The sequence below is a fragment of the Arsenicicoccus cauae genome (assembly GCF_043162025.1).
GTDB classification, from domain to species: domain Bacteria; phylum Actinomycetota; class Actinomycetes; order Actinomycetales; family Dermatophilaceae; genus Arsenicicoccus; species Arsenicicoccus cauae.
Genome location: NZ_CP171001.1, coordinates 2,587,892 through 2,609,013, shown reverse-complemented (window position 1 = coordinate 2,609,013; position 21,122 = coordinate 2,587,892). Strand labels below are relative to the sequence as shown.

General features: G+C 72.3%; 21 protein-coding genes and 1 pseudogene. 9 read left to right on the top strand and 13 right to left on the bottom strand.

Annotated features, from left to right (window positions below; translation table 11 throughout):
* Window positions 1-24 precede the first annotated feature (24 nt).
* The 4 genes from ACF3NS_RS12145 to ACF3NS_RS12130 all read right to left on the bottom strand — a co-directional run bounded on the left by ACF3NS_RS12145 (window position 25) and on the right by ACF3NS_RS12130 (window position 2,471).
* The gene (locus ACF3NS_RS12145; protein ID WP_288797989.1) at window positions 25-468 is read right to left on the bottom strand and encodes an NUDIX hydrolase; all 444 of its coding nucleotides are present in this window, start codon (window positions 466-468) and stop codon (window positions 25-27) included.
* Window positions 469-701: 233 nt separating this feature from the next.
* On the bottom strand, window positions 702-1,163 hold the full coding sequence (locus tag ACF3NS_RS12140) for a single-stranded DNA-binding protein (protein ID WP_288797988.1): 462 nt from the start codon (window positions 1,161-1,163) through the stop codon (window positions 702-704).
* Between the two features lie 118 nt (window positions 1,164-1,281).
* Window positions 1,282-1,905 carry a hypothetical protein gene (locus tag ACF3NS_RS12135; protein WP_288797987.1) on the bottom strand — a complete coding sequence of 208 codons (624 nt, stop codon included), beginning with the start codon at window positions 1,903-1,905 and terminating at the stop codon, window positions 1,282-1,284.
* Complete coding sequence (locus tag ACF3NS_RS12130; protein ID WP_392466312.1) at window positions 1,905-2,471, bottom strand: hypothetical protein; 567 nt, start codon at window positions 2,469-2,471, stop codon at window positions 1,905-1,907. The genes ACF3NS_RS12135 and ACF3NS_RS12130 overlap by 1 nt, the downstream gene beginning before the upstream one ends.
* Before the next feature lie 114 nt (window positions 2,472-2,585).
* Between ACF3NS_RS12130 and ACF3NS_RS12125 the strand changes: the two genes are divergently transcribed.
* Together ACF3NS_RS12125 and ACF3NS_RS12120 are read left to right on the top strand one after the other, a co-directional pair.
* Window positions 2,586-3,986: an MFS transporter gene (locus ACF3NS_RS12125; RefSeq protein ID WP_392466310.1), complete on the top strand. Its 1,401-nt coding sequence runs from the start codon at window positions 2,586-2,588 to the stop codon at window positions 3,984-3,986.
* A 124-nt stretch (window positions 3,987-4,110) separates the two neighbouring features.
* Window positions 4,111-4,470, top strand: coding sequence for an RNA polymerase-binding protein RbpA (locus ACF3NS_RS12120; RefSeq protein WP_154592837.1), 360 nt, complete (start codon window positions 4,111-4,113; stop codon window positions 4,468-4,470).
* 143 nt (window positions 4,471-4,613) lie between these two features.
* Here the strand turns inward: ACF3NS_RS12120 and ACF3NS_RS12115 are convergent, their stop codons facing one another.
* The 8 genes from ACF3NS_RS12115 to ACF3NS_RS12080 all read right to left on the bottom strand — a co-directional run bounded on the left by ACF3NS_RS12115 (window position 4,614) and on the right by ACF3NS_RS12080 (window position 13,583).
* Window positions 4,614-5,156 (bottom strand): FxsA family protein, encoded by a 543-nt coding sequence (locus ACF3NS_RS12115; protein WP_392466307.1) that lies wholly within the window; start codon window positions 5,154-5,156, stop codon window positions 4,614-4,616.
* Window positions 5,153-5,917, bottom strand: a complete 765-nt coding sequence (locus tag ACF3NS_RS12110) for a polyprenol monophosphomannose synthase (protein WP_392466305.1) — start codon at window positions 5,915-5,917, stop codon at window positions 5,153-5,155. The genes ACF3NS_RS12115 and ACF3NS_RS12110 overlap by 4 nt, the downstream gene beginning before the upstream one ends.
* A gap of 7 nt (window positions 5,918-5,924) precedes the next feature.
* Window positions 5,925-7,583 carry an apolipoprotein N-acyltransferase gene (lnt, locus tag ACF3NS_RS12105; RefSeq protein WP_392466304.1) on the bottom strand — a complete coding sequence of 553 codons (1,659 nt, stop codon included), beginning with the start codon at window positions 7,581-7,583 and terminating at the stop codon, window positions 5,925-5,927.
* 518 nt (window positions 7,584-8,101) lie between these two features.
* Window positions 8,102-8,530 (bottom strand): hotdog domain-containing protein, encoded by a 429-nt coding sequence (locus ACF3NS_RS12100; protein ID WP_392466302.1) that lies wholly within the window; start codon window positions 8,528-8,530, stop codon window positions 8,102-8,104.
* Entirely contained in the window at window positions 8,527-9,312 is a 786-nt protein-coding gene (locus ACF3NS_RS12095; RefSeq protein ID WP_154592834.1) for an OAM dimerization domain-containing protein, read from the bottom strand. Before ACF3NS_RS12095 ends, ACF3NS_RS12100 begins: the two co-directional genes overlap by 4 nt.
* Window positions 9,309-10,898: a lysine 5,6-aminomutase subunit alpha gene (locus ACF3NS_RS12090; protein ID WP_154592833.1), complete on the bottom strand. Its 1,590-nt coding sequence runs from the start codon at window positions 10,896-10,898 to the stop codon at window positions 9,309-9,311. Before ACF3NS_RS12090 ends, ACF3NS_RS12095 begins: the two co-directional genes overlap by 4 nt.
* Window positions 10,895-12,469 carry an amidohydrolase gene (locus ACF3NS_RS12085; protein ID WP_154592832.1) on the bottom strand — a complete coding sequence of 525 codons (1,575 nt, stop codon included), beginning with the start codon at window positions 12,467-12,469 and terminating at the stop codon, window positions 10,895-10,897. The genes ACF3NS_RS12090 and ACF3NS_RS12085 overlap by 4 nt, the downstream gene beginning before the upstream one ends.
* A 4-nt stretch (window positions 12,470-12,473) precedes the next feature.
* A complete protein-coding gene (locus ACF3NS_RS12080) occupies window positions 12,474-13,583 on the bottom strand; it encodes an L-erythro-3,5-diaminohexanoate dehydrogenase (RefSeq protein ID WP_154592831.1) in 1,110 nt (369 codons plus the stop codon).
* A gap of 88 nt (window positions 13,584-13,671) precedes the next feature.
* Here ACF3NS_RS12080 and ACF3NS_RS12075 point away from each other — a divergent pair, with 88 nt between their 5' ends.
* From ACF3NS_RS12075 to ybaK, 6 genes are all read left to right on the top strand, one after another.
* Window positions 13,672-15,114 (top strand): KamA family radical SAM protein, encoded by a 1,443-nt coding sequence (locus tag ACF3NS_RS12075; RefSeq protein ID WP_392466300.1) that lies wholly within the window; start codon window positions 13,672-13,674, stop codon window positions 15,112-15,114.
* Window positions 15,115-15,488: 374 nt separating this feature from the next.
* Entirely contained in the window at window positions 15,489-16,403 is a 915-nt protein-coding gene (locus ACF3NS_RS12070) for a LysR substrate-binding domain-containing protein (RefSeq protein ID WP_392466299.1), read from the top strand.
* A complete protein-coding gene (locus ACF3NS_RS12065; protein WP_288797972.1) occupies window positions 16,400-17,557 on the top strand; it encodes a mandelate racemase/muconate lactonizing enzyme family protein in 1,158 nt (385 codons plus the stop codon). Before ACF3NS_RS12070 ends, ACF3NS_RS12065 begins: the two co-directional genes overlap by 4 nt.
* Window positions 17,558-17,675: 118 nt before the next feature.
* On the top strand, window positions 17,676-18,548 hold the full coding sequence (gene catA, locus ACF3NS_RS12060) for a catechol 1,2-dioxygenase (RefSeq protein WP_288797971.1): 873 nt from the start codon (window positions 17,676-17,678) through the stop codon (window positions 18,546-18,548).
* 49 nt (window positions 18,549-18,597) lie between these two features.
* On the top strand, window positions 18,598-18,888 hold the full coding sequence (gene catC / locus ACF3NS_RS12055) for a muconolactone Delta-isomerase (protein WP_154592826.1): 291 nt from the start codon (window positions 18,598-18,600) through the stop codon (window positions 18,886-18,888).
* A 177-nt stretch (window positions 18,889-19,065) separates the two neighbouring features.
* A complete protein-coding gene (ybaK, locus tag ACF3NS_RS12050) occupies window positions 19,066-19,554 on the top strand; it encodes a Cys-tRNA(Pro) deacylase (protein WP_154592825.1) in 489 nt (162 codons plus the stop codon).
* Between the two features lie 97 nt (window positions 19,555-19,651).
* Here the strand turns inward: ybaK and ACF3NS_RS12045 are convergent.
* Window positions 19,652-20,077, bottom strand: a pseudogene (locus ACF3NS_RS12045) (Lrp/AsnC family transcriptional regulator); the annotation flags it as partial.
* Between the two features lie 80 nt (window positions 20,078-20,157).
* On the opposite strand from ACF3NS_RS12045, the gene ACF3NS_RS12040 reads away from it, so the two are divergent.
* The gene (locus ACF3NS_RS12040; RefSeq protein ID WP_230082733.1) at window positions 20,158-21,114 is read left to right on the top strand and encodes a 5'-3' exonuclease; all 957 of its coding nucleotides are present in this window, start codon (window positions 20,158-20,160) and stop codon (window positions 21,112-21,114) included.
* Window positions 21,115-21,122 lie beyond the last annotated feature (8 nt).

The window sequence follows — 21,122 nt, the reverse complement described above, 5'->3', positions numbered from 1 at the left end:
CGCCCGGTGCTGCAGGGATGCTCGTCAGTGACCGAGACCGTTGCTCTGCAACGGAAGTCGCGCAGCGTCGGGGCCGTAGCGGACGACCGTCGCGAGGCTCGGTGGCCGGATGTCGAGGTCGTAGAGCGCCTCGGAGTCGAACCACCGGAACTCCATCCCCGGCACGAGCGCCTCGGAGGAGGTGCGGTCGACCTTGGCCTCGAAGGCGAGGTTGATCTCGTGGTGGGCCACACCGTCCAGCTCGAAGGCGTTCTCCACCACGGCTATCAGGTCGGCGACCTTGGCCTCGAGCCCGAGCTCCTCGAGTATGTCCTTGTGCAGCGCGTCCTTGGCAGACTCGCCCAGGGTCACCGGGCCGCCGGGCAGGAACCAGTAGTCATGGTCCTCGAGCCGGGTCAGCAGCACGCGGGGCCCGCTGCGGATCACGGCCGAGACGACGACGTCGAACTTCTCCGGTCGGTTCGCCATGACATGACTGTAGTCACGAGGGTCGCCGCAGGACAGCCTCCCCCCGGCCATCACCGCCGGGCCCTCGATCCCGAACCAGGGCGCGCAGCGGTGAGGGCCGCGCCCACGGCAGCGCCAGGAACCACACGATGGCGGCGCCTGTCGTCCAGTCCGACCGCGTGAGCTCGCTCCTGCGGACGGGGGCAGCGGGCCCGCTCGACGAGGTCCCCGTGGTGCACCTCCTTGCGCCCAGGCTACGTCCGGCCGGCCCGTTCGTGATCGGTGACGACCCCGCCGTCGCGATGCAGGAGCGCGATGGTCTCGACCTGCACCTCGTAGCGGGACTGCGCGCCGCCGGGTGTCTGGTAGAAGCGTCGCCGCAGCGCCCCGCGCACTTCCACGTGGTCGCCGGCGGCGAGGTCCACCGCCTGCTCCTGCGCGTCGCCGGGCCAGCAGGCCACGTCGATGGTGTCCACCGTCGCCGCCCGCCGGCCCTCCTCGGCCGCCCGCGGGTCCGGCGGCCGAGGCACGACCACGCGCAGGCTCACGAGGAGCACCCCGCTCGGCAGCGCCCTGAGCTCGGGCTCGGCGCTCACCCTCCCTCGCAGCCGGACCTCGTTGCACACCTCATCACCCCCGCCCGTGTCGTGCCCGCCCGTGTCGTGCCCGCCCTCGCCCTCCGCCGCCTCCACGTCCAGCCGCCCCATCTGCGTCATCTCCGCTCCTCACCTGATGCCTGCTCCCGCCGATGGCGGGTCGAGGACCACGGTGGCAGCGGGACGGCATACGACCAAGGCTCCGTCGGAGGCTGTGGACGACAGCGGCGGGAACGCGTCAACCTGTGGACGAGGCGGCGCCACAACGACGTCCGAGCCGCACGACCTCGCGCGGCTCCGCCGTCGCCGGCTCGACGGACACGGCCACCTCCCGACCACCGTCGAGGACCACCACCAGCTCGGTGGGGCCGGTCCACCTGGCCGAGGTCATGGTGCCTCCGGCGTACTCACCGTTGATGCAGGCGGCCGGCCACCAGCGCGCGGACAGCCCCCAGCCGCGGTGCCGCACGACCACCGTGGTCAGGGGTGAGACGAGGTCGCCGTCACTGACGATGTCGGCCTCGTAGGCCTCGACCCCGGCTCGAGCCGGCGCGGGGAGGACCAGCTCGTCACGACCGGGGTTGACCCCCACGCTGAGGACCACCCCGACCAGGCCGAAGGCCGTGGCGCCGAGCGCCGCAAGCAGGACGCGGACCACGAGCCGACGCTGCGGGTCGCGGGCGATCGACGACATCCCCCACGCCAGCAGCAGGTAGCCAGCCAGCCCCAGCACCACGGGGTGGTCGAGGAGCTCGTGGACCAGCAGGGAGCACGTGGGGTTGAGCCGCCCCCAGGCGGCCGCGAGCAGGGTCGCGGCACCCGCAGCGATCCACCACGGGGCGCGACGGTGCCCGTCACCCATCAGCCGTCGTCGTCCTTGCGCTCGCCCCGCCTGATGAGCGACCCCATGCCGGGCAGCCCCTGGGCCGCGTGCGCCAGATCGGTCACGGAGTCGAGGATCTCGTGGACGTCCGGGGCGATCCGGTCGATCTGCGCGAGCGCCTCCGGGAGGCGGTCGATCATGGCCACGAGGGACATGACCTCGTCGCGCTCGACGCTCGCCACCACCTCGGAGGCGATCGGCAGGGCCTTGTCCGCCAGCTGCGCGAGCGGCTCGACCAAGGGCTGCAGCCGAGGCAGGGACGCCTCCCCCACCGCCGTCAGGGCCTCGGCCCTGGCCACCAGCGCCGACGCCCGCGCCGACGTCTCGGCCGCGGCGTCGGCGACCTCGTCGACGTGCGCCCGGGTGAGGGCGGCCTGCGCGAGCAGGTCCTCCGCCAGCTCCAGCAACGCCTCCCCCCGGCCCACCATGGCCTCGACGCGGTCGATCAGGTCGAGGGTGCGAGGCCACAGGTCCGCGGCATCGGTGACCCCGTCCTTGACGGTGATGGCGGCCGTGAGCAGGTCATGAGGTCCGAGGAGGCGCATGAGGCCATCATGCCCCGGTGCCACGTCGTGTAGGCGCGCCGTGAAGGGTTCGACCGGCCAGTAGGCTCGGCCCCGGCGACCTCGACGGCGAGGTCCAGGCCGAGGAGAGATCGCATGCCCACGACCCCCGCCAGCGGCGTCGAGCCCCGCCGCCGCAGCACCCGCCACCAGCGCGCGTGGTACTGGTACGACTGGGCGAACTCGGCCTACGTCACCACCACCGCGACCGTGCTGATGGGCCCCTACCTCACGACCGTCGCCAACCGCGCCGCCTGCCCGGGCCAGCCGGCCTCCCAGAGCTGCACCGCGCACCTGTCGGTGCTTGGCCTGCAGGTCTCCCCGGGCTCCCTGTATCCCTACGTCACCACCGTCACCACGGTGCTGTCGGCGCTGCTGTTGATCGTGGTCGGTGCCGTCGCGGACCGCGCGCCGCGCCCTCAGCGGCTCCTCGGATGGTTCGCGGGCGTGGGCGCCCTGGCGGCGAGCGCGATGGTCCTCGTGCAGGGAACGGCCTGGCAGCTCGGCGTCGTCCTGGTCATGATCGCCTCGCTGTGCCTCGGCGCCTCGATGGTCGTCTACGACGGGATCCTGTGCCGCATCGCGCCACCCGACGACCGCGACCGCGTGTCGTCGCGCGGGTGGGCGCTGGGCTACGTGGGCGGCGGGCTGCTGCTGGCCGCCAACTTCGCGCTGCTCAATCTCGGGCCCCGGGTGGGGATCGGCACGGAGACCGCCGTGCGGATCAGCCTGCTGAGCGCGGGCCTGTGGTGGGGGCTGTTCACCGTCATACCGGTGGTCGGTCTGCGCGACCTGCCTCCCCGGGAGCTGGCCGAGGGCCTCCCTCCCGAGGCGGCGCCAGAGCGCGGGGCGGTGCGCGGGGCCTTCGCTCAGCTGCATGACACCTTCACCGAGCTGCGGGGCTATCCCCAGACGCTGCTGTTCCTGCTCGCCTACCTGTTCTTCAACGACGGCATCCAGACGGTCATCGGCTCGTCCAGCCTCTACGGCTCCCTGGAGCTCGGCATCTCCCAGAGCCAGGTGCTGCTGACCTTCCTCGTGGTCCAGCTGGTCGCCGTGGGCGGAGCCCTGCTCTTCGGCCGCGTGGCTGCCCGGTTCGGCGCCTGGCGCACCGTCCTCGGCGGGCTGGTGGTGTGGACCCTCGTCGTGGGGGTCGCCTACTTCGTGCCCGCCCGGGTGTTCGCGGCCTTCCTCGCGCTCGGGATCCTGATCGGCCTGGTGATGGGCGGGACGCAGGCACTCACCCGATCGCTCTACAGCCAGCTCGTGCCGCGCGGCCGTGAGTCGGAGTTCTTCAGCCTCTACCAGGCCATGGAGCGTGGGACCAGCTGGTTCGGGACGCTGATCTTCGGCGTCGTGCACCAGCTGACCCACTCCTACCGGCTGTCGATCGTGGCGCTGGTCGCGTTCTTCGTCGTCGGCGGCGTGCTCCTCGCGCGGGTCGACGTCCGGGAGGGGATCCGCGCGGCGGGCAACGAGGCGCCCTCCGTCGTCTAGGATGGAGTCTTTGGGCGCCGACCACCGCGCCCGGGAACATCCCCCGGTTCAGCCGACGTTGATGGGGGTATGCCGTGAGCCAGTCACCAACGAGGCTCGCGGTGTCGACGAAAGGGGATCAGACATGGCCGAGCGTTCACTTCGCGGTTCGCGACTCGGGTCCTTCAGCATGGAGACCGATGACGGCGTCGTCCCCAGCGAGCGCCAGATCGTGTCCTACACCTGCCCGCAGGGGCACGTGACCGAGCTGCCCTTCTCCATCGAGGCCGAGGTGCCTGCGACGTGGGAGTGCCGCTGCGGCGAGCTGGGCCGGCTCCAGGGCGGCGACGCCCCCGAGGAGAAGCCCGCCAAGCCAGCGCGCACGCACTGGGACATGCTGCTCGAGCGCCGTTCCGTCAAGGAGCTGGAGGAGCTCCTCGAGGAGCGCCTCACCCTGCTGCGTCAGTCACGTGGGGAGAAGCCGCGCCCCAAGCGCAGCGCCTGAGCAGCGTCGGACGTCGAGACGACGAGGCCCGCCTCCCCTCATGGGGGACGCGGGCCTCGTCGCGTCGCCGCCCCCCTCTCGATGATGGGAGGGTTTCGTCCAACCGTCCTGGACCCCGCACTGGCGATGCTGAGGGGTGGGGCTCAGAGGATCTCGCCCTCGATGACGTCGTCGTCCTTGTCACCTCGACGGGGAGGCTGCTGCTGCCACGTCCGGCCCCCTGGTGCAGGCCCCGGTTGCCGGTCCGGCGGCGGCATACCGGCTCCCCACAGCACGACCCCTGGACCGCTCGCCAGGAGCTGTCGGGTGATGACCGTCGTCAGCAGCCGGCGGGCCAGCGGGCGGGTGAACGGCAGGACGAAGAAGAAGCCCACGACGTCCGTCAGGAACCCCGGCGCCAGCAGCAGCGTGCCGCCGACGAGCACCAGCGCGGCGTCGGACAGCTCGCCCGCCGGCATGCGTCCGCCGGTGAGTGCACGCTGCAGGGCCGTCCACGCGGCGCGCCCCTCACGCTTGACGAGGTAGGCGCCGAGCGCGGACTCCACCAGCAGCAGCGCGATGGTGGGCCAACCCCCGATCACCTTGCCGACCCCGATGATGACGGCGATCTCGGCGACGGGGACGACCAGGAGCAGGACGAACGCGATCCACGTCCAGCGCGGGCGCCGTCGCGTCGGGGTGCTCACAGGGACTCCCACCGCTCGACCTGGCGGGCGGCGAGCCGCTCGCGGACCTGCGCCCGCCGGTAGGTCAGGCCCCACCGGGTGATCCGCAGCATGGACTCGCGGACGATGTCCCCGCTCATCTTGGAGTCTCCGATCTCGCGCTCCACGAAGGTGATCGGCACCTCCCGGATGGTCAGCCCCGCGTGCACGGTCCGCCAGGTGAGGTCGGTCTGGAAGCAGTAGCCGAGGGACTCGACGTCCTGCAGGCCGATGCTGCGCAGGGTCGTGGCGCGATAGGCCCGGAACCCGGCCGTCGCGTCACGGACGGGCATGCCGAGCAGGAAGCGGATGTAGAGGTTGCCGCCGAGGCTGAGCGCCTTGCGGTGCAGCGGCCAGTTGACGATGCCGCCGCCCGGGACCCACCGGGAGCCGATGACGAGGTCCACGGCCGGGTCGGCCAGCGCCGCCAGCATGGCGGGGAGCGTCTCCGGGGGGTGCGAGCCGTCGGCGTCGATCTCGACGAGCACGTCATAGCCCTCGTCGAGACCCCGCGCGAAGCCAGCCAGGTAGGCCGCCCCGAGGCCCTCCTTGCCGGGCCGGTGCAGGACCCGCACATGCGGGTCGGCGGCGGCCAGCGCGTCGGCCACCGCACCCGTGCCGTCCGGCGAGCTGTCGTCGAGGACGAGCAGGTCGGCCTCGGGCACGGCGCGGCGCAGGCGTTCGACGACGAGCGGGAGGTTGTCCCGCTCGTTGTAGGTCGGGATCAGGACCAGGGTGCGCATGTCGTAGTCAACCGTCCGTGGGGTCCGATGGTTCCGTCAGCCTAGTGCCGCTCCCCCGCGTCGGCCGTTGCCGCCGACCCCACCGTCCCCGTCGTCCCCGACGAGGGCGGAGCGCGAGGCCCAGTGCGAGCAGCCCCACCCCCACCCACACCGGCAGGTCCCCGATCCGCGCCGCCGGGGTGAGCTCGGAGCGCAGGGGCAGGGCGGCGTCGAGGGCGGCCGCGGTGAACAGCCCGGTCCGGTCATGCGCGACCCCGTCGGGGGTGATCATCGCGGAGGCCCCGACCGTCGAGACGTGTACCACCGAGCGGCCGAGCTCGACGGCGCGCACGCGCGAGATGGCCAGCTGCTGGTAGGACTCGTCGGTATAGCCGAAGGTGGCGTTGTTGGTCTGCACGGCGAGGAGCTGGCCTCCGTGGTGCACGGCGTCGCGCATGAGGTCGTCGTAGGCCACCTCGAAACAGATCCCCAGCCCGACCCGCACCGACCCGGCTCGGGTGGGCACGTCCATCACCCCCACCGTGTCCCCCGCGGTGAAGTCGTGGGTGAGCAGGTCGACCTTGTCGCTGAAGTGTCGGAAGAAGGAGCGGTAGGGGATGTACTCCGCGAACGGCACAGGGTGTCGCTTGGCGTAGGCCGCGACCGGGCCATGCTGGGCGTCCCACAGCAGGGTGGTGTTCTTGATGCGTGCCTGGTCGTCGGTGCGCAGGGTGCCGACCAGGACGGGGGCCTGGGCGGTCCTGGCGGCGTAGGTGATGGCCTGCCCGGCGTCGGCGTTGCGGACGGGGTCGATGTCGGAGGCGTTCTCCGGCCAGACGACCAGGTCGGGACGCGGGACGCCGGAGGCCGCGCGCGAGCGGACGGCCTCGACGGTGACGCCGACGTGGTTGTCGAGCACCTGGCGCCGCTCGGCGTTGAAGTCCAGGCCGGCCCGAGGCACGTTGCCCTGCACGGCCAGCACGTCGACCGTGCGGCCGTCGGTCGGCACGGGCAGCAGGGCCGGGCCCCACAGGAGGGCGGCGGCCCCGAGGAGGGAGCCGAGGGACAGGGCCGTATGCCGGAGAGCCGTCGGCCGTGAGCGCCGGGCGGATCGGGCGCCGGCGGCATGGCGGACGGCCACCGCGAGGAGGCCGCCGACGAGCGCTACCGCGGCGGTGAGCCCGGGCGTCCCGACATACCGCACCAGGGGCAGGATCGGGGCGTCGGCCATCGCGAAGGCGACCTTGATCCAGGGGAAGCCGCCGAACGGGGTGGTGGCGCGCAGCCACTCCCCCACGGTCCAGGCGGCGGCGACGACCACGGGGTAGGGCAGGCGAGCCGGCAGCGGTCCAGGCAGCCGTCCGCCTCGGGGGCTCGTACGGGTGGGAGACAGCAGCCCGCAGAGGGCGCCGGTGATCCCGACGTAGAGCGCCTGCAGCACGGACAGCGCGACCCAGGGCAGGTCGCCGACGTAGATGCCCGACCAGTGCAGGGCGGGCAGGTAGGCCGCGAGGCCGGTCACGAGGCCCAGGAGGAAACCACGTCGGGCGCCGGCTCCGTGCGCCGCCACGGCGAGCAGGCCGATCCCGAGGGGCGCGAGCCACCACAGGTCGTGGTCCGGCCAGGACAGCCACAGGGCCAGGCCGGCGCCGATCGCGAGCGGCAGGGCCAGGAGGAGTCGACGCACGGCGTCACCCTAGCCGTACGGCCGGGTAGCCCCGTGTGTGGGAGGGGGGCGAGACGCAGGACGAGGCACAGCACGACCCGCAGGCCGTTGGGGCCGACGCGGACCCGACCGGATGCCGGGTCTGCGCCGTTATCTACTAGGCGTGCGGGTCGTGCTGCTGTCCGAGGTGCGGTGATCGCTGAGCGGCGCCGCCGAGCACGGACGATGACCCGGATTCACCCGATCGGGCGCTCCCCAGGGAGTGATCACCACCGTCCACGACGGGGGACCCGAATCGGACCCCACTCCAGTGGTCGGACAACCTCCGTCAACCTAGAGCCTCAACCACAGTCGCTGTCAAACACCCTCTGACCTGCGACGATGGGGAGAACCGCTGGTCAGGGGCCTGAGCCTGCGTCGAAAAAAGTCGGGTGACTACGGCGTGTCGCCAGGATCCGGACGATGATCGCGTGTTCGGCCGAACGAGTGGACCAGATGACGGTGCGCCATCTGAGCCTGGGCGAGGGTGATCGCGTCTGTCAGACGTCGCGACGCTCCGGCACCACGACCACTCCGCGAGCCGTCGTGGCGACCACGGGCGGGTCCAGCAGCTCGGCGGCCGACGCCCCTCGGTCCGGCATGCCCCGGGCGACGACGCGGACCGCGAAGTCCATCTCGCGGGACCGCGAGCCCACCCGCACCAGGGTGCAGGTGATCTCGAGGCAGTCCCCCGCCCGCACGGGCGCGCAGAACTGCACGTCGCTGTAGGACGCGAAGAGGCCCTCGTCGCCGTCGGTGCGGATGCACATCTCGGTCGCGACGTCGCCGAACGCAGCCAGCGAGTAGGCGCCGTCGACGAGGTTGCCCGCGTAGTGCGCGTGGCTGTAGGGGACGTAGCGCCGGTGGACGACGGTGGCGCCGACCTCGGGCGGAGACGACGGCAGGGTCGGGGTGGCTGGGATGGTCATCGGGCTGGCTCCTCGGCGGTGCTGGGGTCGGCGGTGCTGGGGTCGGCGGTGCGGCGGTGGGAGATGGCGTGGACGAGGTATGACGCCACCTCGCCGGGCGTCGTCCCCTTGCCGAAGACCCGGTCCACGCCGAGCTCGGCGGCGGCGGACTCGTCGAACCGGGGTCCCCCGACGACGAGCAGCGGTGCGGTGCCTGCGGGATAGGCCTCGCGGAAGGCCGCCGACATCTCCTGGGTGTTGGTGATGTGGGCGTCCCGCTGGGTGACGACCTGGGACACGAGGACCGCGTCGGCCTGCTCGGCGCGGGCCCGCTCGACGAGCTCGGGCACGAGGACCTGGGCGCCGAGGTTGACCACGGTGATCTCGGAGTAGTACTCCAGCCCCTTCTCGCCCGCGAAGCCCTTGATGTTGAGGATCGCGTCGATGCCGACCGTGTGGGCGTCGGTGCCGATGCAGGCGCCGACCACGACGAGCGGGCGGCGCAGCTGTCGCTTGATGGCGGCGTTGACGTCCTTGGCCGGCAGGAGCGGGTAGTCGCGCTCGACCACGTGCACGTCCCGCAGGTCCACCAGGTGGGTGACCGAGCCGTAGACGACGAAGAAGGTGAAGTCCGGGCCGATCGCCCGGGCGTGCACCAGCAGGGCGGGCTTGATCCCCATCTTGTCGGCGAGCTGCAGCGCCGCGCCCTCGGCGCGCTTGTCGTGCGGCACCGGCAGCGTGAAGGACACCTGGATCATGCCGTCGCCGGTGGTGTCGCCATACGGCCTGATGATCTCGCTCATCGCGTCGCACCCTCCTCGAGCAGGGTCATGGCGGGGTTGTCGTAGTCCGGGCCCTTGCGGATGACGCCGTCCAGACCCTTGCCGGCGTCGGCGGGCCGCTTCATGAGGCCGAAGGTCCCGTCGGCGATGGCGTCCAGCAGGGTGTCGTCGACGATCCGGTCGAGCAGGTCCACGGCCTCGGAGAGCACCTGGCGGGCCCTGGTCTGGACGAAGCCGTCGGGCGGCGGCCGGAAGTCCTCGCGCAGGCCGCGCCCGGCCTCGAGGGCGTAGCGGACGTTCTGCAGGGCCAGGTCGCGGTCGGACAGGAACGGCGTGACGACCGCCTCGGTCATCATCCCGACCAAGAGGATCCCCTGGTCGGTGAGGCCCCCGACGAGGTTGAAGAAGCCGTCGAGCAGGTAGCCGCGGAAGACGTCACCGGTCATGTGCTTGGTGGGGGGCATCCACTTGAGCGGCGCCCGGGGGAACAGGTCGCGGGCCAGCATGGCGTGCGCCAGCTCCATGCGGAACGAGTCGGGCAGGTCCGGGTTGATCTCGAAGGCGTGGCCGAGGCCGAGCTGCCAGTCCTCGAGCCCGGCCTCCTTGGCGAAGTACTCGTTGAGCAGCTGGCTGACCGTCACCGTGTGCGCCGCCTCGACGGCGTCCGCGGTCGTCAGGTAGTTGTCCTCGCCGGTGTTGATGATGATGCCGGCGCGGGCGTGGACCTGCCGGGAGAAGCGCTGGTCGACGAAGGTGCGGATGGGGTTGATGTCGCGGAAGAGGATGCCGTACATCGAGTCGTTGAGCATCATGTCCAGCCGCTCGAGGCCCGCCAGCGTGGCGATCTCCGGCATGCACAGCCCGGAGGCGTAGTTGGTGAGCCGGACGTAGCGGCCCAGCTCCTTGCTGGTCTCGTCGAGGGCGGCCCGCATCAGGCGGAAGTTCTCCTGCGTCGCGTAGGTCCCGGCGTAGCCCTCGCGGGTTGCGCCCTCCGGGACGTAGTCCAGCAGCGACTGGCCGGTCGAGCGGATGACGGCGATGACGTCCGCGCCCCCGCGGGCCGCGGCCTGGGCCTGCGGCATGTCCTCGTAGATGTCGCCGGTCGCCACGATGAGGTAGACCCACGGGCGGGCGGGGGCGTCGCCGACCTTGGCGATCAGGCGCTCCCGGGCTGCGCGCTGGCGGTCGATGCGCGTCATCCCCTGGGTGACGGCACGTCTCGCGAGGCGCTGGGCGGCAGTGCGGTCCTTGCCCTCCGGCACACGGAAGGTCACGGCGCCCGCAGCGGCCTTCTGCGCCAGGGTGAGCAGGTCGGGGGCCTCGCCGCGCGCCAGGGCGTCGTGCACCGGCGTGGTGACCCCGCCCTCGAGCCCGACCTGGTCGCGCACGCCCGCCACCAGGTGGTTGACCCACGGGACGCGCTCGTGGTCGGCGCCGGCCAGCCCCGCGAGGCGCAGCGTGGCGCGCTCGACCGAGACCGTGGTGTGCTCCTGCGCCAGGCGGACGACCGGGCGTCCCGCCCGGCGGGCGAGGCTCCTCGCGCGACGTACGACCTGCGGGTCCAGGTCGAGGTGGGCGCGGGCACCCGGCGCGGGTGTGCGGGTCATGGCAGAGCTCCTTCGCTCTCGTGGATCGTGCGTCCGCCGACGACCGTCAGCAGGGCTCGGGGGGTGGGGGCCTCCGGGCGCAGCCGCGGCAGGCCGGGGGTCTCGAGCTGGGAGTGCGGGCCCTCGCCGAGCTCGCCCGGCGGCACCTCCCACACCACGAAGTCGGCCGGGAGCCCGACGCCGAGGTAGCCGCGGGTGTCGTGGCCGGAGGCGTGCCAGCCGCCCACCGTGTGGGCGCGGAAGGCCTCTCCCACAGAGACCCGCTCCTCCTCGAACCGATGCCAGCGGGCGGAGCGCAGGGTCTGCCACGGGTCGAGGTCCAGCCACGGCGAGGTGCTGGCGAGTGCGGTGAGCAGGCCGTCGACGCCGAGCGAGCCGAAGCGCATCATCTCGCGCGCCCGGACGGTGCCGAGGGCCCGCGTGAAGTCCCCCTCCGGCCCTCCCCAACGGCTGTCCACCTGGGGGACGCGCACCACGACCACCCCGAGGTCGATCAGCGTGCCCAGCACGCGCGGGTCCGCCAGGGCCAGGGTCATGGTGCGGTGGCGCAGCGAGCGGAAGCGGTCCAGCCCCACGGTCCGCACCGCGGTGCGCATGCCGTCGATCATGGCGTCGGCCGCCCGGTCCCCCATCGCGACGAGGCTGGTGCGGATCCCGGCGAGCGATGCGGCGACGAGGTGCTCGGCGATCGTCTCGGCGGGCATCGGGTCGGGGCCGACCTGGCCCGGCAGGTCGATGTAGGTCTCGTGCAGGGCCGCCTGGTGGCTGTTGACCGGCCCGTCGACCTGCAGCATGAAGCCGTGCAGGTCGTGCTCCCGCAGGAGCACGGCGGGGTCCTCGTCGGGGCGGCAGACGTGCCGCAGGTAGCGCTGCACGATCGGGCCCGGCAGCTGCGGGCGCGTCGTCGTGAAGCCGTCCAGGAGCCGCGGGCTGGAGATGTGGTCGTGCAAGCAGCCGATGCCGTGGGCCGCCGCGGCCGACAGGGCGCCGTCGAGGATCGCCTGCTGCTGGGCGGGCGTCCGCTGCGCCACGACCCCCGTGAGGAGCGCGCCGAGGCCCGGCCTGCGCGTCATGTCGGCCAGGCTGCGGGTGTCCACCCCCACCTGCGCGGCGCCGGCGGTGAACGCCGGGGAGCAGACGCAGGCCCCCTTGTCCGCCCGCAGGATGACGGCCGGTCGTCCCTCCACGGCGCGAGCCAGCTCCTCGGGCGTCGGCGGGCGCTGCTCGGGCCAGCGTCCCTCGTCGTAGCCGAAGCCCGTCACCGGGCCCTGCGACGTGCGTGCGGCGGCCGCCAGCCGGTCCAGCGCCTCGGTCAGCGAGCGCGCCCCCGTCAGCTGGGTCAGCGAGCGCCACTCGGCGCTCTCGGCCACGAAGTGGATCGGGTCGACGAACGGCGTCGTCACCAGGCACCCGTGCAGGTCCACCACCCGGTGGGCCTCGTCCACCTGGCCGTCGGCGTCGGCCTCGCCGCCGACCCAGAGCACCCGCGTATCGTCCACCAGCATGGCTGTGGGGAAGCCGCGGGTGGGGACGTAGACGTGGCCGTTGCGGTAAAGGGTGCGTCGTCGCATGGCGTCAGTGTGCCCGGGGCGCCAGACGCCCCTCGAACAACGCGCGCACCGACGGGTCGGACCTCAGCAGGTCGAGCGCCAGGGCCGCGTGCCCCGGGGTGTAGCCGTTGCCCACGAGCATGCGCACGTCGGCCGCCAGGCCCTCGGCGCCGAGCGCGGCGGCGCTGAAGCTGGTGGCCATGGAGAAGTAGACGATCGTCCCGCCGTCGCGGGTCACGAGGATGGACGGGTGCTCGCAGCCCGGCACGTCCACGCACACGACCGTGACGTCGGCCGGGCCGTGGGCGGTCTCGACGGCATCGAGGAGCCCGAGGGGGTCTCGCGCGTCGGCCAGGACGACGTCGTCAGCGAGCGTCGTGCCCGACAGCAGGTCCGCCTCCACCTGGACGGGGACGACCGCGGTGAGGTGGGCTGCTCCGGCCCGGCGTGCGGCGGCGAGCGACAGGGAGCCCGACTTGCCCGCGCCGCCGAGGACGAGCACGTCCGGCGCCGCCCCCGTGCGCGACCGGTGCTCCCGCACCACGCGGTCCACGAGCGCGGGGGCGCCGCAGACGTCCATGACCATGAGCGCGAGCTCGGGGTCGAGGTCGTCGGGCAGGACCGCGGCGATCGAGCGGCCGAAGAGGATGGCGTGGCCCTCGGCCGGGATCCGCTCGTCCTCGCCGTCCCAGCGGGCGAGCCCGTCGGTGATCCGCAGCGGCGTCAGGGACAGGCTCACCAGGGTGGCCACGCGGTCCCCCGGCCGCAGCCCGAGCGGGCTCTCTGGGCCGACCTCGTCCACCGTGCCGATCAGCATGCCGCCGGACCCCGTGACGGGATTCTGCATCTTGCCGCGCTCGCCGACGATGTCGAGCACCGCCTGGCGCAGGGCGCTCCCGGCATACGACCCCCGGAGCTGGCGATAGCTCGCGGCGTCGAGGTTGAGGGTCTCCACGCACACGCGGACCTCGTCGGGCCAGATCTCGGGCCGGTCGTCGAGCCGCCGGGCGGCCTGCGGCAGTGCGGGTCGCTCGCCGGGGCCGAGGATCACCCGGTGCAGGCCGAATGGCGAGGCGCCGGTCGCAGGGGGCGTGGCGGCAGCTGCGCGGGGACGCGTGACGTGCGCATTGTGCATACCGATTCTCCACTCTGAGATGGGTGATGGTGCAAAACCTGTTGACCATACTGTTGCAGGCCGCAAACTCTCCGCTACCGTAGGGGTCATGAGTTCGATGGAGCAACCATACGTCTACCGTCGGCGCGAGCTCGTGGAGCCCGACTGGAGGCGGCTGCCGGGCTGGCGCGACGTGACCGACAAGGAGTGGGCGAGCGCCCAGTGGCAGCGCACCCGGTGCGTCAAGAACGTCCGGCAGCTGCGTGAGCTCATGGGCGACCTGCTCACCGAGGAGGTCTACGCCGACCTCGAGCGCGACCAGGCCGAGCGGGCCACCATGTCGATGCTGGTGCCGCCGCAGATGCTCAACACCATGGTCCCGGCCGTCGACGCCCCCATGCCGGCGGCGGGAGCGGAGTTCAGCGCCGCGTTCCTCGCAGACCCGGTCCGCCGCTACATGCTCCCGGTGTACTCCGACCGGCGCACGGACTGGGCGAGCCACCCCCACGCCTCGCGGGACTCCCTGCACGAGGCCGACATGTGGGTGGCGGAGGGCCTCACCCACCGCTACCCCACCAAGGTGCTCGCCGAGCTGCTGCCCACCTGCCCGCAGTACTGCGGCCACTGCACGCGCATGGACCTCGTCGGCAACTCCACGGCGCAGGTCACCAAGCTCAAGCTCGCCGGCAAGCCCGTCGACCGGCTCGACGCGATGATCGACTACCTCAAGGGGTCCCCGCAGGTCCGCGACGTCGTGGTCTCGGGCGGCGACGTCGCCAACATGCCGTGGAAGAACCTCGAGTCCTTCCTCATGCGCCTGCTGGAGATCGACAACATCCGCGACATCCGCCTCGCCACCAAGGCGCTCATGGGCCTGCCCCAGCACTGGTCGGCGCCCGACGTGGTCGAGGGCCTCGGACGGGTGTCGTGGACCGCCGCCTGCCGCGGCGTCGGGCTCGCCGTCCACACGCACATCAACAACGCCCAGTCCCTCACGCCCTCGGTGGCCCACGCCACCCGGCTGATGCACGAGGCCGGGGTGCGGTCGATCCGCAACCAGGGCGTGCTGATGCGCGGCATCAACGACTCGCCCGAGGCCCTGCTCGACCTGTGCTTCACGATGCGCGACGAGGCGGCGATCAACCCCTACTACTTCTACATGTGCGACATGATCCCGTTCAGCGAGCACTGGCGGCTGTCGCTCGCCGAGGCCCAGCAGCTGCAGCACGCGGTCATGGGATACCTGCCCGGCTTCGCGACGCCGCGCATCGTCTGCGACGTGCCGTTCGTCGGCAAGCGGTGGGTGCACCAGGTCGAGGAGTACGACCGCGAGCGCGGGATCTCCTTGTGGCGCAAGAACTACCGCACGTCGATCGAGGGCGAGGAGGTCGACGTCACCAGCACGGACTACGCCTACTACGACCCGATCTACACCCTCCCCGAGAGCGGGCAGCGCTGGTGGCGCGAGCAGCGCGACGAGGGTGCCGTGGCCGCTGCGCACGCCGCGGAGCTCGCTGCCGCGGCGGCCTCGCGCACCGCCTCCTTGGTCTGAGCGCCCCTCCTACCCCTGTCCCCTCCTCCCCTACCCCTGTAGGTAGTGAAGTAGTCGCCGGGGTTGGCCACCTGCGAGTCGTGGGCGAGGTAGATCCAGCCGCCCTCGAAGAAGTGCTTCATCTCGAGCTCGAACAGCTCCTCGCCGGTGGAGATCGCCCGGTTCGCGGGGTAGACGCCCTCCTCGGGGCGTTCCACCACTGCCGCCGTTGTCCGGGGGCCTCGCCCCGGTCATCTGCTCAGGGTTGACCCAGGGTGCTATTGAAACCTGCGGCCTATCAATGAGGCGTGAACGGGTATTTGTGTAGATCAATCGGGCCGCCCTACCGTGGCGAGGGAGCGAACGCACTGCCCTCACCGACGAGGAGGTCACCGATGGAGCTGCGTCACCTGCGCTACGTCGTCGCCGTGGCCGAGCAACGTCACTTCGGCCGCGCCGCGCGCTCGCTGCACATCTCCCAGCCGCCGCTGTCCCAGGCCGTCCGCCAGCTCGAGGACGAGCTCCAGGTCGAGCTGTTCGAGCGGACCACCCGCACCGTCGCGCTGACGCCGGCCGGCGAGGTCTTCGTGGCCGACGCCCGGCGCATCCTCGCGGCGCTCGACGACACCGTGGAGCGCACCCGCCGCATCGCCCGCGGCCAGGTGGGGGTCCTGCGGATCGCGCTGACCGGGTCGGCGACCTACGGCTACCTCCCCCGCATGGCTGCCCTGGTCAAGGCCCGTATGCCGGGGGTCGGCCTGCAGCTCCAGACCGACCGCCTCACGCCGCAGCAGGTGCACGACCTCGACGCGGGTCGCATCGACGTCGGTGTCCTGCGCCTGCCCGTCCGCGACGACCGCCTGACCACTCGCCTGGTCGCCCGCGAGCCCCTCGTGCTCGCTCTGCCGTCGGGCCACCGCCTCGTCGACGACCCGGAGGTCACCGTCGACGCCCTGGTCGAGGAGTCCTTCGTCGTCCTGGCGCCGAGCGCACGCTCCGTGGTGACCGACGCCGTGGTCCGCACCTGCCTGGACGCCGGCTTCTACCCCACCATCGAGCACGAGGTCACCGAGATGTCGACCCTGCTGTCCCTCGTGGCCGGCGGCCTCGGCATCGCCCTGGTCCCGGCCTCGACCCGCGCCTCCGGCCTGGAGGGCGTGACCTTTGCCGACCTGCCCGGCACCGCGACCGTCGACCTGGCGCTCGCGTGGCGCGCCGACCAGCCCAACCCCCTGGTGGAGGCCTTCGTGCAGACCCTCGAGGAGCACGACCTCCTGCAGGCCGCCCCCGATCGGAAGGACCCCCGATGACCGCCCTCCCGGCCACTGCGTCCACTGCGCCCGGCGCCAGCAGCGCCGACCTCACCATCACCGAGGTCGAGACCATTCCCTTCGCCATCCCCTACCGCAAGCCCCTGGCCTTTGCCAGCGGGTCGGTGAGCGTCGCCGAGCACGTGCTCGTCCGGGTGCGCACCGCGGGCGGCCTCGTGGGCGTGGCCGAGGCTCCATCTCGTCCGTTCACGTATGGCGAGACCCAGGCCTCGATCGTCGCCGTCATCTCCCAGATCTTTGCCCCGGCCGTCGTCGGGACCGACGCGCTGCACCGCGAGCGGATCCACGCCCGGCTGCGCCGGACCGTCGGCAACCCCACGGCCAAGGCAGCCCTGGACATGGCCCTGTGGGACGTCGTGGGCCAGGCCTTCGGGCGCCCGGTCACCGAGCTGCTCGGCGGCTACGCCGACCGCATGCGGGTGAGTCATATGCTGGGCTTCGCCGACCCGGCGGCCATGGTCGACGAGGCCGAGCGCATGCGCTCGACGTACGGCATCACGACCTTCAAGGTCAAGGTCGGGCGTCGCCCCTTCCGCCTGGACGTCGACGTGTGCCGGGCCCTGCGCAAGCACTTCGGCGACGCGGTGGAGCTCTACGTCGACGGCAACCGCGGATGGACCCCGTCCGAGGCCGCCCGCGCCCTGGACGCGATGGCCGACCTCGACCTCACCCTGGCCGAGGAGCTGTGCCCCGCCGACGACGTGCTCGGTCGCCGCTGGCTGGCGTCCCGCACCACCATCCCCACCGTCGCCGACGAGAGCGCCACCACCCCCGGAGAGGTGACGCGCGAGCTGCTCGGCGGCTCCGCGAACGCCATCAGCATCAAGACCGCCCGTACCGGCTTCACCGACTCCCGCCGCGTCCTGCACCAGTGCCAGGGCCTCGGGGTCGAGGTCGTGATCGGCAACCAGATCGACGGGCAGCTGGGCACCGCGTGCGCGGTCGCCTTCGGCTCGGCCTACGACGCGACGACCCGCCGCGCGGGCGAGCTGTCCAACTTCCTCGACATGAGCGACGACCTGCTCGCCGAGCCCCTGCAGATCCACGACGGCACCCTCGCCGTCAGCGGCCGCCCCGGCATCGGGGTCACCGTCGACGAGGACAAGCTCCAGCACTACCGCGTCGACCTCTGACGGCGGGGCGCCATACGGCCTCTGACCGCACGGCACCACCGCCCCGCCGCCACCCGCCAGCACGACCCGCACCGCACACCACAGACCGGTGGCACCGATGCCACCCCAAGGAGAGATCATGAGCACCGACACCACCCAGCCCACCCCGACCACGCTCGAGGCGCGCGCCGCCGACTCCGGCGCCAACGCCACCGCCGCCTTCCGCAAGAAGCAGCGCACCCTCGAGGTGCCGCAGGAGCGCGTCGACGCGATCGCCACCGAGGCCATCGAGGCCCTCCACGAGGTCATCCGCAAGCACCGCCTCACCTACGAGGAGTACGACGTCCTCAAGTCCTGGCTGATCCAGGTCGGCGAGGACGGCGAGTGGCCGCTCTTTCTCGACGTGTGGTTCGAGCACGTCGTCGAGGACGTCAACACCGATCACCGCCAGGGCAACAAGGGCTCCATCGAGGGTCCGTACTACGTCCCGGACTCCCCGGAGCAGGGCTCGCACGGCACCATCCCGATGCGCGACGACGAGCCCGGCGAGGCCCTGACCTTCCAAGGTCAGGTGCGCACCACCGACGGCTCCGCCCTCCCCCACGCCAAGGTCGAGCTGTGGCACGCGGACGCGGGCGGCTACTACAGCCAGTATGCTCCCGGCCTGCCCGAGTGGAACCTCCGAGGCACCTTCACCACCGACGACGAGGGCCGCTTCGAGATCCACTCGATCATCCCCGCTCCCTACCAGATCCCCACCGACGGCGCCTGCGGCAAGCTGATCGCCGCCGCGGGCTGGCACGCCTGGCGCCCCGCCCACATGCACCTCAAGGTCTCGGCGCCCGACCACGAGCTGCTCACCGCGCAGCTCTACTTCCCCGGCGACCCCCACAACGAGGACGACATCGCCACGTCCGTCAAGCCCGAGCTCATGCTCGACCCCAGGCCGGCCGCCGACGGCCAGGGCAAGGTCGTGGACTACGACTTCGTGATCGACCCCGTCCGCGCCTGAGCCAGCCTCGACCCTGCCACCACCCACCACCTGCACCAAGGAGCACACCATGCTGTACGCCGTGAAGATGGACGTCGCGATCCCCCACGACCTGGATCCGGCCGAGCGGGACGCCACCCTCGCCCGCGAGAAGGCGTACTCCCAGGACCTGCAGCGCGGTGGTGAGTGGCGGCACATCTGGCGGTGTGCTGGCCAGTACTCCAACATCTCGGTCTTCGACGTCGAGAGCAACGAGCGGCTCCACGAGATCCTGTGGAACCTCCCGCTGTTCGCGTACATGACGGTCGAGGTCACGCCGCTGGCCACGCACCCCTCCGACATCCACACCTACCGTGGGTAAGGGCATCAGCCGGGGTTCGTTCGCCAGGCTGATGATCCCGCCCCCGGCAGGGGCATCAGCCGGGGTTCGTTCGCCAGGCTCATGATCCCGCCCCCGGCGGGTTTTCGGGCCGTATGCCGCCCGCCCGTCGCCTGCCGCCCCGTGAGGCAGCGGGCGGCTGCGGCATACAGTGAGGCCATGGCCAGCAAGCACGCCTCATCCGGCACCCCCGCGACCATCGCGCTGGACCGGGCGGATGTGCCCTATGAGGTGCGGGCCTACCAGCACGACCCGGCGGCGCCGTCGTTCGGGCTGGAGGCGGCCGAGGCCCTGGGCGTCGACCCGGCCCGCGTCCTCAAGACCCTACTCGTCGACACGGGCTCCGGTCTCGCCGTGGGCATCGTCCCCGTCGACCGACGGCTCGACCTCAAGGCCATCGCCCACGCGCTCGGCGTCAAGCGCGCGACGATGGCGGATCCGGCTGCAGCAGAACGCAGCTCGGGCTACGTGGTGGGTGGGATCAGCCCCATCGGTCAGAGGCGGGCACTGCCCACGGTGCTCGACGACTCCGCCGCCGCGCACGCGACGGTGCTGGTCAGCGGTGGACGGCGCGGCGTCGACCTCGAGCTGGCGCCGTCCGACCTCGTGGCGGTGACCGCTGCCGTCACGGCGCCGATCGCTCGCTGACGCCGTCGGCCTCGACCGAGCCTGCCCCCGCTCCCGCGGGAGCAGCCGCCGCGGGATCGGCCGCAGCGCGGACCGGCATACGGCCTGCACTCGCCGACCGCCCCTCCCAGGAGGTCGACAGGACCACCGTGGTGCGCGTCGACACGTTGCCGCGGGAGCGCACGAGCGCGATCAGCTCCTCCAGCTCGTGCGGCGTCGCGACGCGCACCTTGAGCAGGTAGGACATGTCGCCCGCCACCGAGTGGCACGCCTCGATGGCCGGGACGTCGCGCAGACGGTCGGGGATGTCGTCCGGCTCGGTCGGGTCGAGCGGCGCGATGGAGATGTAGGCCGCGAGCGGCAGCCCCGCCGCGTCCGGGTCGATCGTCGCGCGGTAGCCGGTGATGACCCCGCGTTCCTCCAGCCGCCGCACCCGCTGGTGGATGGCCGACGTGGACAGGCCGGTCGCCTTGCCGAGGTCGGTGTAGGACATGCGGCCGTCCCGCGACAGGTGCGCGACGATCTGCTGGTCGACAGTCTCCATCCCGCAACACTAGCTGCCGCACACGGTCCCGGCCGGAGGGGAGCGCCACCGAGTCCGCCGCCATCCGGCAGACTGGGCCCATGACGCCGCCTCCCTACTCTGCGAGCTCTCGTCTCATGCTGCTCGACGCGGCGTCGCTGTACTACCGGGCCTTCTACGGCGTCCCGGATCGCCGCAAGACCCCGGACTCGCCGCCGTCCAACGCCGTGCGGGGCTTCCTGGACATGGTGGCGACGCTGGTCACGACCCATGCCCCCACTCACCTCGCCGCGTGCTGGGACGAGGACTGGCGTCCGGCCTTCCGCGTGGCGGCGATCCCGACCTACAAGACCCACCGCCTCGCTGCCGGGTCCGCGGACTCCGAGGCCACCCCCGAGGCCTTGGTCCCGCAGGTGCCTGTCATCATTGATTCCCTGGCGGCGATAGGGATCTCGCGAGTCGGCGCGGCGGGCTACGAGGCGGATGACGTCATCGGGACACTGGTCCACCGGCACCGTCGCCAGCTTCCCATCGACGTCGTCACCGGCGACCGAGACCTCTTCCAGCTCGTCGACGACGAGTCGGGGGTGCGCGTGGTCTACACCGCGCGTGGCGGCGTGCGGGACGCCGACGTGATCGACCAGGCCTATCTCGCCGCCAAGCACGGGGTGGCGACCGGCGCCGCCTATGCCGACATGGCGGTGCTGCGCGGCGACACCAGCGACGGTCTCCCGGGCGTGCAGGGCATCGGCGACAAGACGGCCGCGGCCCTGATCCAGCAGTATGGCGACCTGCCCGCACTCCGAGCCGCCGTCGACGGTGGCGACCCCGCCATCAGGGGAGCCCGCCGGGCCCGGCTCGAGGAGGCGTCGGCCTACCTCGACGTGGCGCCGCGCGTCGTGCGGGTCGCCCACGACGCGCCACTGCCGGGGGTCACGCTGGACTCGTTGCGGCTGCCGACCGAGGTGGCGGACGTGCGGCTGATGTCGGCGGTGGCGGACGAGCTGGGCGTGGCGTCGAGCTTCACCCGGGTGCTGTCGGCCCTGCACATCATCTGACCCCGCGA